Genomic DNA, 14,395 nt, shown 5'->3' with positions numbered 1-14,395 from the left:
ACGCTCGAACAGCATACTGCCGATTTATTTCAGTTAAACCGATGCACGTCTCGGTTTTACCGTAAAGAATTAATCACATCCGCCGAGAGCCTGACAAGCGAGCTGATTAATATCGGGCTTGCAGAATGAGCAGTAAGCCACGTGTGCTTTGACTGTGGTAACAGAGAAGCCTTGCGATGCTGAAAAAACTAGCGGGTGCCTTGCGCACCCTGATGTCTGTGCCTGCTGATAACCCCAGGCTGCTTGAGGCCCAATACGTCGCGTTGTCCCGACAACTGCCTTTGATGTACTTCGTGTTGCTGGTCAACACCTGGGCGCTGGCCTTCACCCACCGCGAAACTGCGCCTGTGTGGCTGACGCTGCTGGTGCCGGTGTTGCTCACGGTCATTTGCGGCATTCGTGCCCGCAAGTGGCTGCTCACGGTTAACCGTCCGCCGCCCGCTGCGGCAACCATTCTGGCGACCTTGCGCGGCACCAACAGCCTGGCCGGCGTCATAGCCGCCGGTTTTGCTGCGTGGTCACTGTCGCTTTACCCCTATGGCGGCCCCTATGCTCAGGCGCATGTGGCGTTTTTCATGGGTATTACGGTGATCGTCTGCATCTTCTGCATGATGCACCTGCGGCCTGCGGCGTTGACCACGGCGGTGGTGGTCAACACGGCGTTCGTTATTTTCTTCGCCTCGACGCACAACCTCATCTTTATCGCCACGGCGGTGAACATCGTTCTGGTGTCGATCGGCATGCTGATCATTCTCCATCACCAGTACCGCGACTTCACCAGCCTGGTGGACGTTCAGGTGCGCACCGAGCAACTGAGCAATGAAAATCTGTTGCTGGCCAATAAGGACAGCCTGACCGGCCTGCCAAACCGTCGGCAGTTCTTTCAGACCCTGGACGCCGCCATGAGCGAGGCGCTGGCACTGCGTAGCAAGCTGGCAGTGGGGGTGCTGGATCTGGACGGGTTCAAACCGGTCAATGACCTTTATGGCCACCGTACTGGCGACCGTCTGCTGATGCTGGTCGCCGAACGCCTGAACAGTGTGGCGAGCAACACGGTGCATGTGTCCCGACTGGGCGGCGACGAGTTCGCGCTGGTCATCAAGGGTGACATCAGCAACGAGGCGTTGCTTGCACTCGGCAAGCACCTGTGCGACCTGATGCACGAAAGTTTCGAACTGTCCGACATGCCGATCCAGATCGGCGCGACGCTGGGCATGGCAACGTTTCCGGCCAGCGCCGATAACGCGACTCAGCTGTTTGAATTTGCCGATTACGCGCTGTATCAAGGCAAGAATCATAACCCGGGAACTACCTGCCTGTTCTCTGCCAGCCACCGTGAGCAGTTGCACACCGATGGTGTGACCGAGCAGGCATTGCGCCGAGCCAATCTTGAGACCGAGTTTCATGTGATGTTTCAGCCGATCATTGAAAGCTGTACATGCGAAACGGTGGCTTTCGAGGCGCTGGCGCGTTGGAACAGCCCGGAACTGGGGGCGGTGTCTCCGGCGCATTTCATTCCGATTGCCGAGCGAATCGGCATGATCAACAAACTGACGGCGCCCTTGCTGACTCACGCGCTGCAGATGGCCTTATCGTGGCCGGCGCCCATCAGGCTGTCGTTCAACCTGTCGGCCCACGACTGCGCGACGTGGGAGAGCGTCAGCACGATTGTCGAAATCATCGAAAACAGTGGGTTCGATGCCTCGCGGCTTGATCTGGAAATCACCGAAACGGCCGTGATGCAGGATATCGCCCAGGTACAGCAGGCCATTGCGCAGTTCCGGCAACTGGGGTGTGGCATCTCGCTGGACGACTTTGGCACCGGTTTTTCAAGCCTGAGCCAGTTGCATGCGCTGGCGCTGACCAAGCTCAAGATTGACCGCAGCTTTGTAACCGGCGTGCATGACAACCCGGCCAGTTACAAGATCGTCAAATCGCTGGTTGCCTTGAGCCTGGATATGTCACTTGGCTGTGTGATCGAAGGCGTCGAGACCCAGGATGAGCTCAACGCACTGACCAGCCTCGGTTGCACGATGGTGCAGGGCTACTTCTACAGCCCGCCGATCAGTTTTGCCGAGACGCTGGCCTGGCTTGAAACGCCGGATCACGAGCGTGCGTTCGGTTATGCAGCCGCGTGCCGTATCTGACGGGGCGCGCACAGGCCATTCACCAGCGTGTACGTGGGGTAAGATGCATCATCTGATCCCCACGGAATCCTGTTCATGAGCAAACCCGGTCAAACCATTCTCGTTGCGCTGCGCAAGATGATCGCATCAGGCGAGCTGGCGGCTGGCGAGCGCTTGATGGAAGTGCCGACCGCCGAGTTGTTCGGTGTGTCACGCATGCCGGTGCGCATGGCGTTTCGCACGCTGGAACAGGAAGGCCTGCTGGTGCCGTTCGGCGGGCGCGGTTTTCAGGTGCGCTCGATCAGCCCGCAGGAGATCGCCGGGGCGGTCGACGTGCGTGGCGTTCTGGAAGGGCTTGCGGCGCGGCAGATGGCCGAGCGCGGGTTGACGCAGGACGCGCGCGACGCGCTTGAGGCTTGCCTGGTGCAGGGCGATGCTCTGTTCGACAAGGGCTATGTCACCGAAGATGACCTTGAGGTCTATCACGACATGAACATGCGTCTGCATCAGGTGATCGTGGCGGGCAGCGGTAATCGGGCAATTGCCGATGCACTGGCGCGCAACGACCACCTGCCGTTTGCGTCAGTCACGGCGCTGGCGGTGGATCGCCACAATCTGATTCGAGAGTATCGACGCTTCAACTTCGCGCACATGCAGCACCATGCGGTGGTGGATGCGTTGATCAACGGGCAGGGTGCCCGCGCCGAGGCACTCATGCGCGAGCACGCCAATGCGACCCTGCGTTACGCCGACATTTTCGGCGCTGGCGTGCACGAGCGCATGAAAGTCATTCAGCGCCCGGACTGATCAGAGATCGAGCACCAGCAAAGGGGTTTTAGAGCGCGAGCAGCAAGGTGTGAACTGATCGTTGAGCGCTTGCTCTTCTTCGGTCAGAAACAGGTCCCGATGGTCAGGCACGCCCTTCAAGACGCGGGTCAGGCATGTCCCGCATACCCCTTGCTCGCACGACAGGGGAATATCGATACCGTGGCTTTCCAGCACCTGAGCGACAGTCTTGTTGGCCGCAATGGCGATCACCTGGCCGGTACTGGCGATTTCTATCGAAAAACTGCCGTCGTTGCTGGTGTCCACCGGCTCGGCCGAAAAATACTCACGATGCAGATTGTCCTCGACCCAGCCGGCAGCCCGCGCGCTGTCGAGGATGTGTTGCATGAAACCACCTGGGCCGCACACATACAGGTGCGTCTGGGCGTCTGGATTGGCGAGCACTCTGGGAGCGTCCAGTGCGGTGTCAGGCTGCTCATCCAGGTGCAGGGTGACCCGCTCTGCAAAAGGTGATTGCCTGAGCCGCTTGATGAAGGCACCGCGCTCGGCGGAACGAATGCAGTAATGCAGCTCGAAATCCGCACCTTCCAGCGTGAGCTGCTCGGCCATGCACAGGATCGGCGTAATGCCGATGCCGCCGCCAAACAACAGTGTGCGACGACTGTTTTCCGCCAGTGGAAACAGATTGCGCGGTTCGCTGATGCGCAATTGTGCGCCGGGCTTTATCTGCTCATGCAACCCGCGCGATCCGCCACGTGATGCGGGGTCATTGAGTACGCCGATCAGGTAGCGATGGTGCTCGTTCGGCGCGTTGCACAGCGAGTATTGCCGAATCAGCCCGTCAGGCAGGTGCACGTCGATGTGTGCGCCAGCGGTGAAGGGCGGCAGTGGCTGCCCGTCCGGGCGCGCCAACTCAAAACTGCAGATACCCAGTGCTTCGTCGTTACGCGATAAGACGGTCACGTCGATCATGATGTTTCCTCGGGCGACCTCGACAAGGGCCACTTCTGATTGTTTTCAAACGTTTCAGCGAGGCGAGGTTTATTTAACCGCCGCCACAGGGATCTGGTCAGCCGTGTCGGCTTGTTCAGCGGCTATCAAGCGCTCGAGAATCTTTCGTGACTGCACGCCGCCTGCGTCGATATTGAGTTTGAGCAGGTTGCGATGCGGGTGCTGAAGCAGGTTCAGCTGTTGGCGCTCGAGCATTTCCAGGTCTTCGCTGAAGATCTTGTGCTGGCCTTCGCGAATGGTGGCCGTCAGTTGTTCATCAGCCGGTTTGAAATTGCGCGCCATGCCCCAGAAGTACCAGATGGATGTGTCGGTTTCCGGGGTGATGAAATCGACCACGATGCTCGATGCCTTGAATTCATGAGGGGCGTGATAGCCGCCTTTGCCGGCGTGGGCCACACCCACTTCGATCAATACATGGCTGGGCGGGGTAAAGCGGCAGATCTGCCAGCGATCCACCGGCACATCATCGGCCAGGTTGTTGCCGCGCAGGGCCATCTTCCAGAACGGCGGCGGCATGATGTTTTCCATGTGGCGCGCAGTAATGACTTCCTCGCCTTCGACGGTGGTGACTGGCGGCGCTTCGTCGATTTCCTTCTGGCCGATGCTCGACGCGTGCACGTAGGTTTCGTGCGTGAGGTCCATCAGGTTGTCGATCATCAGGCGGTAGTCGCACTGGATGTGAAACAGGCCACCGCCGTAGGCCCATTCGTCGCTGACCGCCCACTCCAGGTGATGGATCAGCGCCGGGTCTGCTTTTTCCCGTTCGCCCGGCCAGACCCAGATAAAACCATAACGCTCGATCGCTGCGAAGGTCTTGTTGCAGGGGAAACCGCGAACACGCTGACCCGGCATGGAGGCCGTCTTGCCATCGCCGCCCATTACCAGCCCGTGGTAGCCGCACACCAGTTGGCCGTTTTCGACGTAACCCAACGAGAGCGGGGCACCGCGGTGCGGGCAGAAGTCCTCGACGGCGACGACCTGTTGGTTCTGGTCGCGATAGAACACCATCTTCTCGTTACAGATCTGCCGGCCAAGCGGCTTGTCGGCGACTTCATCCGCTGTACAGGCGACGTACCATGCGTTTTTCGGGTGCATGAGGGTTCTCCAAGGTTCGGTTATTGGTCTTATGGATCCACAGGCTTGTGCATTTTGCTTTCCTCGTGATTATTAATGCCATAGGAGCGCGATTTAGCCAATGATTAATTTAATTAACTAATATTTAATGGATCCATGGCGAGTTTTTCAGCGAGCTTGCTCGGCTGCCAGCGCTGCCCGCAACAGGGGCGCGAGCGCCTCGATCAGGGTCTGAACGGAGCGCAGTGCGCGACAGTCAGGGCGGGTCAGCAGCCACAGGTCGGTGCTGCAGCCTTGCAACGGCTCGCTCAGGTGCTCGACGCCGACGAGACCTCTGGCGGTGAAGTCGGTCAGTGCCGCCACGCCCAGTCCAGCCGCGACCAGCTGCGCCACGGCCGACATGTTGCTGCAGCGATAACGCGGGATCACGGCGGGGAAAACCTGCTTGCGCCAGATCACCGAGGGGTGATCCGGCATCGAGTCGTCCGGGCTGATCCAGGGAACCGAAGCGGGATTGTGCTCCAGCGCCTCGCGGAACTCGGGGCGACCGCAGATCACGTATTCGGCACGCCCCAGGCACCGCCCGATCAGGTGTTCTGGCGGCGTATTGGTGAGGCGCAGCGCAATATCGGCATCCCGACGGCTGAGGTTGGCAAAGGCATTGGAGGTGGCCAGCTCCAGGGTGAGGGCAGGGTACTGGGGCATGAATTCGGCGAGCGCCGGCAACAGCAGGCTGTGCAGCACGGCATCGGTACACGTCAGGCGAACCGTGCCGCTGATCACATGCTCACCTTGTTGCAGGGCAACCCGTGCTGCTGCGAGGGCCAGTTCGGCGTGTTCTGCCTGTTCGGCCATTGCCTGGGCGGTGTCGGTGGGGATGTAGCCACGCCGGTTCTTTTCGAACAGTGCTGCGCCAAGTGAAGCTTCAAGGCGGCGGATGGAGCGAAATACGGTGGAAATATCGACCTGCAGCAGTTCGGCAGCACGCGCCAGGGTTCTGCCGCGAACCAGTGCCAGCACCAGAGCAAGGTCGGCATGGTTGATCTCGTATTGCGTGGCTATATATTGCATCGCTGCATAGTTCCTTTGCCATAATGCCCATGTTTGTTGCGCCAATGACTATCCTAAACTGGATTTATCTGTGCCGGATAGCCAGGTCTGCGCTGCCCGGTTGTTCGATTTCACACAGGACTTCTCTATGCCGCGCCTCCCTTTGATCGGTGTCACTGCATGCCGCCAACAACTGGACAAGTACTCGTCCCACACGGCGGGCGATAAATATGTCGAAGCCGCCGGGTTTGCCGGCATCCCCGTGATCCTGCCAGCGCTTGAAATGCCCACAGAGCCTGCGCATCTGCTGGCCTCGCTGGACGGTTTGTTGTTCACAGGGTCGCCATCCAATGTCGAGCCGCACCATTACCAAGGCGCTCCAAGCCTGGAAGGTACCGCCCATGATGTGTTTCGCGATCGAATGACGCTGCCGCTGCTCAGGGCCGCGATTGCTCAGGGCGTGCCGGTGTTGTGCATCTGCCGTGGTTTTCAGGAGTTGAATGTGGCATTGGGCGGCAGCCTGCATCAGCGGGTGCAGGATCTGCCGGGTTATCTGGACCACCGCGAGCCGCAAAGTGAGGTGTTGTCGGTGCAGTACGCGCCGCAGCATGCGGTAAGGGTGCAGGCTGGCGGGTTACTGGATTCGCTCGGTCTGGCGCCGGGGTTTGAGGTCAACAGCCTGCATAGTCAGGGGATCGACCGGCTGGCATTGGCTCTGCGCGCCGAAGCACTGGCGCCTGACGGTCTGGTCGAGGCGGTTTCGCTGCCCGGTGCGCCGGGGTTTGTGCTGGGTGTGCAGTGGCATCCGGAATGGGCGTTCAGGGACAATCCCGTGTCATTGAGCCTGTTCAGCGCGTTTCGCCAGGCCTGCCAGACCTATGCGCGCAGGCGCGGTGATGCGATCAGCGGCTGAGTGTTGCCGGCAAACGTGATTTAATATCCGGCTTTGCGGCCTTGGGTAATGGACAATTCATTGCGCCGGGACGCTGTCTTATTCACCGGATATTTCTTCGCATAAGGCCACTATGGATACGGGAGCACGACTCAAGCTGGTGCGTGAAAGCTACAAGCTGTCGCAACGCGAGCTCGCCAGACGCAGTGGTGTGACCAATGCCACGATTTCCCTGATTGAACAGAACCGTGTCAGCCCCTCGATCAGCTCGCTCAAGAAGTTGCTGGAAGGCATCCCCATGACGCTTGCAGATTTCTTCACCTTCGATCAGCCACCCGGGCAGGATCAATACGTGTTCCGTGCCGGTGACCAGCCTGATCTGGGGCGCAACGGCGTACGCCTGCTGCTGGTCGGTGCAACCCTGCCAAGCCGGCAGATGCGTTTTCTGCGCGAGCAGTACGCGCCAGGGGCGGACTCCGGCGAAGAGCCTATCGTCCACAGTGAAGGCGAGGAGTGCGGGCTGGTGACACGCGGCACTGTCGAGCTGACCATCAATGGCCAGGTCAATATTCTCGGCCCCGGCGACGGCTACTATTTCCCGACCACCTTGCCGCACAGGTTCCGCAACATCGGGCAGGATGAGGCAGAGATTATCAGTTCCAATACGCCAGCGAACTTCTGACTGACACACCTGAACGTCACTCAACTGACCAGCGCTGTCGGCGCATAGCCCTGTGGGTTCATGCATTGCCAGCGCCAGGCGTCGGCGAGCATCGAATCAAGGTCGAGCCTGGCGCTCCACTGCAACTCACGCAACGCCTTTGCCGGATCCGACCAGCACGCCGCGACGTCTCCGGGCCGGCGCGGTTCATAGATCAACGGCACGGCTTTGCCTGAGATGCGCTCAAAAGCACGAACCACTTCAAGCACCGAATAACCCTGCCCGGTCCCCAGGTTCCATACGGATGCGCCACGCTCGCTGTGTATTCTGTCCAGTGCTTTCAAGTGACCGTCAGCCAGGTCCATGACGTGAAGGTAATCACGCACACCCGTACCGTCCGGCGTCGGGTAATCATTGCCAAAAATGTGCAGGGCAGGGCGCAACCGGTTGGCAACCTGCAGCAGCAACGGCAGCAGATTGTTTGGCGTGTTGCAGGGTACCTCACCCAGTAAACCTGAAGGGTGTGCGCCGATGGGGTTGAAGTAGCGCAGCAACCCGATGGACCAGCGCGGATCCGAGTGGGCGACGCTTTTCATCACATGCTCGGCCATCAATTTGGAATGTCCGTAAGGATTGGTCGGGAGACCCAGAGGGCAATTTTCATCCAGCGGCATCCGCTCGCAATCGCCGTAGACGGTCGCTGACGAGCTGAACAACAGGTCGAACACGCCTGCCTCGGCCATCGCCTGACACAGGTTCACACTGCCGCTCACGTTAGTGTCGAAATAGCGCAGCGGCTCGCGAACGCTTTCGCCCACGGCTTTGAGGCCGGCGCAATGCACCACAGCCTCCACAGGGTATCGGGTGAATAACCGGTGCAACGTCGCTTTGCTGCGGACATCGCCGTGGATGAAATTCAAACGCCGCCCGCCGAGCCTTTCCACTCGGCCCAGCGCGTCTCGCGAACTGTTGCACAAGTTGTCGAGCACGACTACATCCCGGCCACTTTCAAGCAGCTGCAGCGTTATGTGAGCGCCAATGTATCCCGCACCACCGGTCACCAGAATCATGATGTTCTCCCTGAATTTTCGCCGTCTCGGCAAGAGACAAGCTGATGGCTCGGCGTCGCGGCCTTTATCAACCGGACGACAGAGGAGCCTTGCTTGCGAAAATCAGAACCAGATCACCGTGTGTGGAACATGCACTGCAGGTGCCAAAAAACATTCGCTCAAGACTAGGGGCGTAATCCGTCAGGCGAGTTCAACGTTTGACTCCCGACGGTGCATACCCTTTATCGGAATCACTGAACGAGATGTTTGGATTGACGCTCGAAAATCATGACCGTGCCAAGCGCTGCTCCCTGTAACCGGGAGCAGCCAGCGCTCATCCTCATCATGAATGCCGTCGAAGTTCAGCCCTCTAAAGAGCCCTTCAGTTTCATCCAGGACTTTTAACAGAAGGGAAACTTCATGAACGGTGTTCAGGCAATTAATTCCGAGACGTCACCCCAGGCCAGAGTCGAGCCTGCAATCAGGCCTCTGCTACTGTGCCTGTCTCACCTGCGGTGGGGCTTTGTATATCAGCGCCCACAGCACATCATGTCGCGCATGGCGCAGGATTATCAGGTGGTGTTTCTTGAGGAGCCCGTTCGGTCGGACGCCTTCGGCATCTCGCTTGAACAGCGGCCCCAAGCGTGTGGCGTTACCGTACTGGTGCCACACCTGCCCTGGCAGATGCCGCCCGATGAGGTGACAGCGGCGCAGCGCAGGCTACTGAATGGTTTCATTGAGGCGCAGCAATTCGGTGAGTTGCTGCTGTGGTATTTCACCCCGATGAGCCTGGCGTTCACCGACCACCTCAATGCGCAGGTGACGATCTTTGATTGCATGGACGAACTGTCTGCGTTCAAAGGGGCGCCGCCAGAGCTTGTCGAGCAGGAACGCGCGCTGATGAAACGTGCAGATGTTGTCTTCACCGGTGGTTTCAGCCTTTGGGAGGCCAAGCGACTGCAGCATGCCAACGCGCACGCCATGCCCAGCAGTGTCGATATCGGGCATTTTGCCGCCGCTCGCAGCGTGCAGCCTGATCCGGCTGATCAACAGTACATTCCTTATCCGCGGCTCGGCTTTTTTGGCGTCATTGACGAGCGTTTTGATATCGACCTGATCCGGGAGCTGGCTGAGGCGCAGCCCGACTGGCAAATCGTGTTGATCGGCCCAGTGGTGAAGATTGACCCGGCATGCCTGCCGCACCTGCCCAATGTGCATTATCTGGGCAGCAAGTCCTATGACGACTTGCCGGCTTATCTGTCTGGCTGGGACGTTGCGCTGATGCCGTTTGCCCTGAATGAATCGACACGCTTCATCAGCCCGACCAAGACGCCGGAATACCTGGCCGGCGGCTGCCCAGTGGTGTCCACCCGGATTACCGATGTTGTCAGAACCTATGCCGAGTCCGGTGTCGTCGCGATTGCCGATGATGCAGAGGCGTTTGCACGGGCGATTGGCGAGGCACTGAAGCACAAAGGCGCTGTGGACTTTTTACGCAAGGCCGATGCTGTGCTCGCCGACGAATCCTGGGACAACACCTGCGCGGCCATGAAAGCGCAAATCAGCCTGTTGGCCATCGGGGAGCAAATCGAATGCCTCGGATAACCCTTGAATCAGCCACGCTTGAACGTGCGCACTATGACTATCTGATTGTCGGCGCGGGTTTTGCGGGCAGTGTGCTGGCGGAAAGACTGGCGGCCGGATCGGACAAGCGCGTTCTGTTGATCGACCGACGCCCCCATATTGCAGGTAACGCTTACGATCATCTGGACGGCGCCGGTGTGCTGGTTCATCAGTATGGGCCGCATATCTTCCACACCAATGCCGCGCGTATTGTGGAATACCTGTCGCGATTTACCGAATGGCGCGACTACGAACACCGTGTGCTTGCCAGCGTAGACGGTCAATTGCTGCCTATCCCGATCAACCTCGATACGCTCAACAGCCTGTATGGGCTGCAGATGAACGAGCGGGAAGCCGAAGCGTTTCTTGCCAGCCGAGCCGAGCCCGTGGAAACGATACAAACTTCTGAAGACGTTGTGATCAATCAAGTCGGCCGCGAGCTGTACGAAAAGTTCTTTCGAGGCTATACCCGCAAACAGTGGGGCCTGGACCCGTCGCAACTGGACAGGGCGGTCACCGCGCGGGTGCCGACCCGCACTAACTCGGACAGTCGTTATTTCACCGATACTTTTCAGAAAATGCCGCTGCATGGCTACACGCGTATGTTTGAACGGATGCTGGATCACCCGCTTATCGACATCGCGCTGGGGGTCGGTTTTGCCGATGTGCGTGAGGTGGCGCAGTATCGGCATCTGATCTATTGCGGGCCGATCGATGAATACTTCGATTATTGCTACGGGCGTCTTCCGTATCGGTCACTGCGGTTCGAGCACACGACTGTTGATCAGGCCCGGTTTCAATCCGTGGCAGTGGTCAACTACCCGGATGAGACCGTTCCTCATACGCGCATCACTGAGTACAAGCACCTCACGGGTCAACAGCATGCCCGCACCAGTCTCAGTCATGAATTTCCCAGTGCCGAGGGCGACCCTTATTACCCGATCCCCCGACCGGAAAACGCGGAGTTGTACAAGCGCTACAAGGCATTGGCTGATCAATCGGATGAGGTCACATTCGTTGGCCGCCTGGGCACTTACAAGTACTACAACATGGATCAGGTCGTCGGTCAGGCATTGGCGCTTTACCAGCGCCTGCGCCAAGGGTTGCCGGAGCGGATTCCCGAGGCAGTTGAACGGCCTGCGCGAGGTTGAGCATGAGAGGCCTGTTCGACAGTTTTTTCCTGGGCGGATTCGAGTGTGCCAGCCATCGTCGACAGGACGGTGTAAGGCTCGATCTGCTTCATTCAACCGGACATGACCGCTGGCCACAGGAAGACTTTGCCGCAATGGCTGCGTGCGGAATACGTACGGTGCGTGACGGCTTGCGCTGGCATTTGATTGAAACGCGCCCGAACCGTTACGACTGGAGCAGTTTTCTGCCCATGCTGCGAGCTGCGCAGCATCAGGGCACACAGGTGATCTGGGACTTGTGCCATTACGGATACCCCGATGACCTGGATATCTGGACGCCACAGTTCGTGGAGCGCTTTGCGCGCTTTGCCGCTGCGGCAGCCCAGGTCGTCAAGGACGAGGGGCAGAGCGTACCTTTCTATGCACCGATCAATGAGATTTCGTTCTGGAGCTGGGCTGGCGGAGAGGTCGCCTATTTCAATCCCGGCAGCCAGCAGCGTGGCATGGAGCTCAAGCAACAACTGGTCCGGGCCAGTATTGCGGCAATAGACGCGATACGTGCAATAGAGCCCAACGCGCGCTTTATTCAGGCCGAGCCGTTGATTCATGTGGTGTCGGCCACGAAGCGCAGCGCAGAAACAGCAGCTGCAGAACGTTATCGGCAGGCGCAGTTCGAAGCCTGGGATCTGTTGTCCGGACGGCAATGGCCAGGGCTGGGGGGGCGTCCCGAGTATCTGGATGTGCTGGGCGTCAACTTTTATCCGCACAACCAATGGCAGCTCAACGGCCGAAAGCTCACGCAGAACGACCCGCAATACAGGCCCTTTCAAGGCATGTTGAGTGAGCTGCATGCGCGATATGCCAGACCGCTGTTGATTTCCGAGACGGGTGCCGAAAATGATCAGCGTCTGCCCTGGTTCGATTACATCTGTGCCCAGGTCAGCAAGGCAGTCATGGCGGGCGTACCCGTACAAGGCATCTGCTGGTACCCCATCCTTGATTATCCCGGCTGGGATGACGCCCGTTATTGCCCGGCGGGCTTGCTGGGTTACGCGGATGGCCAGGGCCAGCGCGCTGCCTTTCACCCTTTGCACAAGGCGCTGTGTGACCGCGCGAGTGAATTCGATACCCTCATTCGACAGAGCGACGGAAATGTGCGCATCTAAATGACGGATTCCGGGATGCTTTAACCTTCAAATGAATATAATCCGCTTTTTGTCAGATACCCGAGAACCCTTGACAGGGTTGATCGGTCCTAGCCCTTAGAGCGTGCGGCTTTCGCAACTATTATTTGTGGAGTTTCTGAAGTGTCGGAAAACAAGACCCGTGTCGACAACGCGGCGACGGGAGATATCCAGCATCAGGGCAAGGATATCTTTTTCGCGGCGGTAGAAACGACACGGATGCCCATGATCGTCACCGACCCCAATCGTCCGGACAATCCGATCATTTTTTCCAACCGGGCTTTTCTGGAAATGACGGGGTATACGGCCGAAGAAATCCTTGGCACCAATTGCCGGTTTCTTCAGGGGCCGGACACTGATCCCGCTGTTGTGCAGTCCATTCGCGACGCTATTGCGCAACGTAACGATATTTCCGCCGAAATCATCAACTACCGCAAGGATGGCTCTTCGTTCTGGAATGCGTTGTTTATTTCTCCGGTCTATAACGACGCGGGTGATTTGATCTATTTTTTCGCTTCTCAGCTGGACATCAGTCGCCGCAAAGACGCTGAAGAAGCATTGCGTCAGGCGCAGAAGATGGAAGCGCTGGGGCAGCTCACCGGTGGCATTGCTCACGATTTCAACAACCTGTTGCAGGTGATGGGTGGTTACATTGATCTGATCGGCAGTGCCGCCGAAAAACCGGTCATTGACGTGCAGCGCGTCCAGCGCAGCGTTTACCATGCCAAGTCTGCCGTCGAGCGCGCCAGCACGTTGACCAAGCAACTGCTGGCGTTTGCCCGCAAGCAAAAACTTCAGGGGCGCGTGCTCAACCTCAACGGTCTGGTTTCCATCGTTGAGCCTTTAATCGAGCGTACGTTTGGGCCGGAAGTGGCCATTGAAACCGACCTGGAACCGGCACTGAAGAACTGCCGTATCGACCCGACTCAGGCAGAAGTTGCCCTACTGAACATCTTTATCAATGCCAGGGATGCGTTGATTGGCAGAGAAAACCCCAAGGTATTCATCGAGACACGCAACCTGCTCGTTGATGAACTGGCCAACATGTCTTACGACGGCTTGTTACCCGGCCGCTACGTGAGCATCGCTGTGACCGACAATGGCATCGGCATGCCGGCGAGTATTCGCGACCGGGTGATGGACCCGTTTTTTACTACCAAGGAGGAGGGCAAGGGTTCCGGGCTTGGCCTGTCGATGGTCTACGGTTTTGCCAAGCAGTCGGGCGGCGCGGCGCGTATCTATACCGAAGAAGGCGTAGGCACCACATTGCGCCTGTATTTTCCTGTGGATGAAGCGGGGCTGACCAATACAGAGTCACCTCAGGCATCGGATAGACGCCTGGGCAGCAGCGAGCGGATTCTGATCGTCGAAGACCGGCCGGATGTGGCGGAGCTTGCAAAAATGGTCCTTGATGACTACGGCTATGTCTCGGAGATCGTGTTGAATGCTCGCGAAGCCCTGAAGAAGTTCGAATCCGGCAATATGTATGACTTGCTGTTCACCGATCTGATCATGCCGGGCGGCATGAACGGTGTGATGCTCGCGCGCGAAGTCAGGCGCAGGTATCCCAAGGTCAAGGTGCTGTTGACCACCGGCTATGCGGAAAGCTCGATCGAGCGGACGGATATCGGCGGTTCAGAGTTTGATGTGGTATCCAAGCCCTGCATGCCCCATGACCTGGCCAGAAAAGTTCGCCAGGTGCTGGATGGTCCCAACGGCATTGCCTGACGGTGGGCACACTCCATTCAATACGTTTGCAGTTCAGGAGTTGTCGCTGTCTGTTATTGCCTTAAGCATTAACAGACATCA

General features: G+C 58.5%; 12 protein-coding genes. 8 read left to right on the top strand and 4 right to left on the bottom strand.

All coding sequences use genetic code 11. From position 1 onward, the window contains the following. Window positions 1-176 precede the first annotated feature (176 nt). Together PSPTO_RS15030 and PSPTO_RS15025 are read left to right on the top strand one after the other, a co-directional pair. Window positions 177-2,147, top strand: a complete 1,971-nt coding sequence (locus PSPTO_RS15030; RefSeq protein ID WP_011104266.1) for a putative bifunctional diguanylate cyclase/phosphodiesterase — start codon at window positions 177-179, stop codon at window positions 2,145-2,147. A gap of 75 nt (window positions 2,148-2,222) precedes the next feature. Beyond that, window positions 2,223-2,933: a GntR family transcriptional regulator gene (locus PSPTO_RS15025; protein WP_003379548.1), complete on the top strand. Its 711-nt coding sequence runs from the start codon at window positions 2,223-2,225 to the stop codon at window positions 2,931-2,933. On the opposite strand, the gene PSPTO_RS15020 is transcribed toward PSPTO_RS15025, so the two are convergent. The 3 genes from PSPTO_RS15020 to PSPTO_RS15010 form a co-directional block, all read right to left on the bottom strand. Beyond that, the gene (locus PSPTO_RS15020) at window positions 2,934-3,884 is read right to left on the bottom strand and encodes a PDR/VanB family oxidoreductase (protein ID WP_007243875.1); all 951 of its coding nucleotides are present in this window, start codon (window positions 3,882-3,884) and stop codon (window positions 2,934-2,936) included. 69 nt (window positions 3,885-3,953) lie between these two features. Continuing rightward, window positions 3,954-5,018: an aromatic ring-hydroxylating oxygenase subunit alpha gene (locus PSPTO_RS15015; RefSeq protein ID WP_005764325.1), complete on the bottom strand. Its 1,065-nt coding sequence runs from the start codon at window positions 5,016-5,018 to the stop codon at window positions 3,954-3,956. 147 nt (window positions 5,019-5,165) lie between these two features. Continuing rightward, window positions 5,166-6,068, bottom strand: coding sequence for a LysR family transcriptional regulator (locus tag PSPTO_RS15010; RefSeq protein WP_011104265.1), 903 nt, complete (start codon window positions 6,066-6,068; stop codon window positions 5,166-5,168). Window positions 6,069-6,195: 127 nt separating this feature from the next. Between PSPTO_RS15010 and PSPTO_RS15005 the strand changes: the two genes are divergently transcribed. Further along, window positions 6,196-6,960, top strand: coding sequence for a gamma-glutamyl-gamma-aminobutyrate hydrolase family protein (locus PSPTO_RS15005; protein ID WP_011104264.1), 765 nt, complete (start codon window positions 6,196-6,198; stop codon window positions 6,958-6,960). A 112-nt stretch (window positions 6,961-7,072) separates the two neighbouring features. After that, window positions 7,073-7,621 (top strand): cupin domain-containing protein, encoded by a 549-nt coding sequence (locus PSPTO_RS15000; protein ID WP_005764330.1) that lies wholly within the window; start codon window positions 7,073-7,075, stop codon window positions 7,619-7,621. 20 nt (window positions 7,622-7,641) lie between these two features. Here the strand turns inward: PSPTO_RS15000 and galE are convergent, their stop codons facing one another. After that, window positions 7,642-8,670: a UDP-glucose 4-epimerase GalE gene (gene galE, locus PSPTO_RS14995; RefSeq protein ID WP_011104263.1), complete on the bottom strand. Its 1,029-nt coding sequence runs from the start codon at window positions 8,668-8,670 to the stop codon at window positions 7,642-7,644. Window positions 8,671-9,069: 399 nt separating this feature from the next. On the opposite strand from galE, the gene PSPTO_RS14990 reads away from it, so the two are divergent. The 4 genes from PSPTO_RS14990 to PSPTO_RS14975 all read left to right on the top strand — a co-directional run bounded on the left by PSPTO_RS14990 (window position 9,070) and on the right by PSPTO_RS14975 (window position 14,314). Further along, complete coding sequence (locus PSPTO_RS14990; protein WP_011104262.1) at window positions 9,070-10,254, top strand: glycosyltransferase family 1 protein; 1,185 nt, start codon at window positions 9,070-9,072, stop codon at window positions 10,252-10,254. Next, the gene (gene glf, locus PSPTO_RS14985) at window positions 10,242-11,423 is read left to right on the top strand and encodes a UDP-galactopyranose mutase (protein WP_007243881.1); all 1,182 of its coding nucleotides are present in this window, start codon (window positions 10,242-10,244) and stop codon (window positions 11,421-11,423) included. Before PSPTO_RS14990 ends, glf begins: the two co-directional genes overlap by 13 nt. Window positions 11,424-11,425: 2 nt before the next feature. Beyond that, a complete protein-coding gene (locus PSPTO_RS14980; protein WP_011104261.1) occupies window positions 11,426-12,568 on the top strand; it encodes a family 1 glycosylhydrolase in 1,143 nt (380 codons plus the stop codon). 141 nt (window positions 12,569-12,709) lie between these two features. Then, a complete protein-coding gene (locus PSPTO_RS14975) occupies window positions 12,710-14,314 on the top strand; it encodes a blue light-activated sensor histidine kinase (RefSeq protein WP_007243883.1) in 1,605 nt (534 codons plus the stop codon). Window positions 14,315-14,395: the final 81 nt, after the last annotated feature.

This window comes from Pseudomonas syringae pv. tomato str. DC3000 (genome assembly GCF_000007805.1).
Classification (GTDB): domain Bacteria; phylum Pseudomonadota; class Gammaproteobacteria; order Pseudomonadales; family Pseudomonadaceae; genus Aquipseudomonas; species Aquipseudomonas avellanae.
Note: the sequence above shows the minus strand (reverse complement) of the source record. Positions and strands in the feature narration are given on the sequence as shown.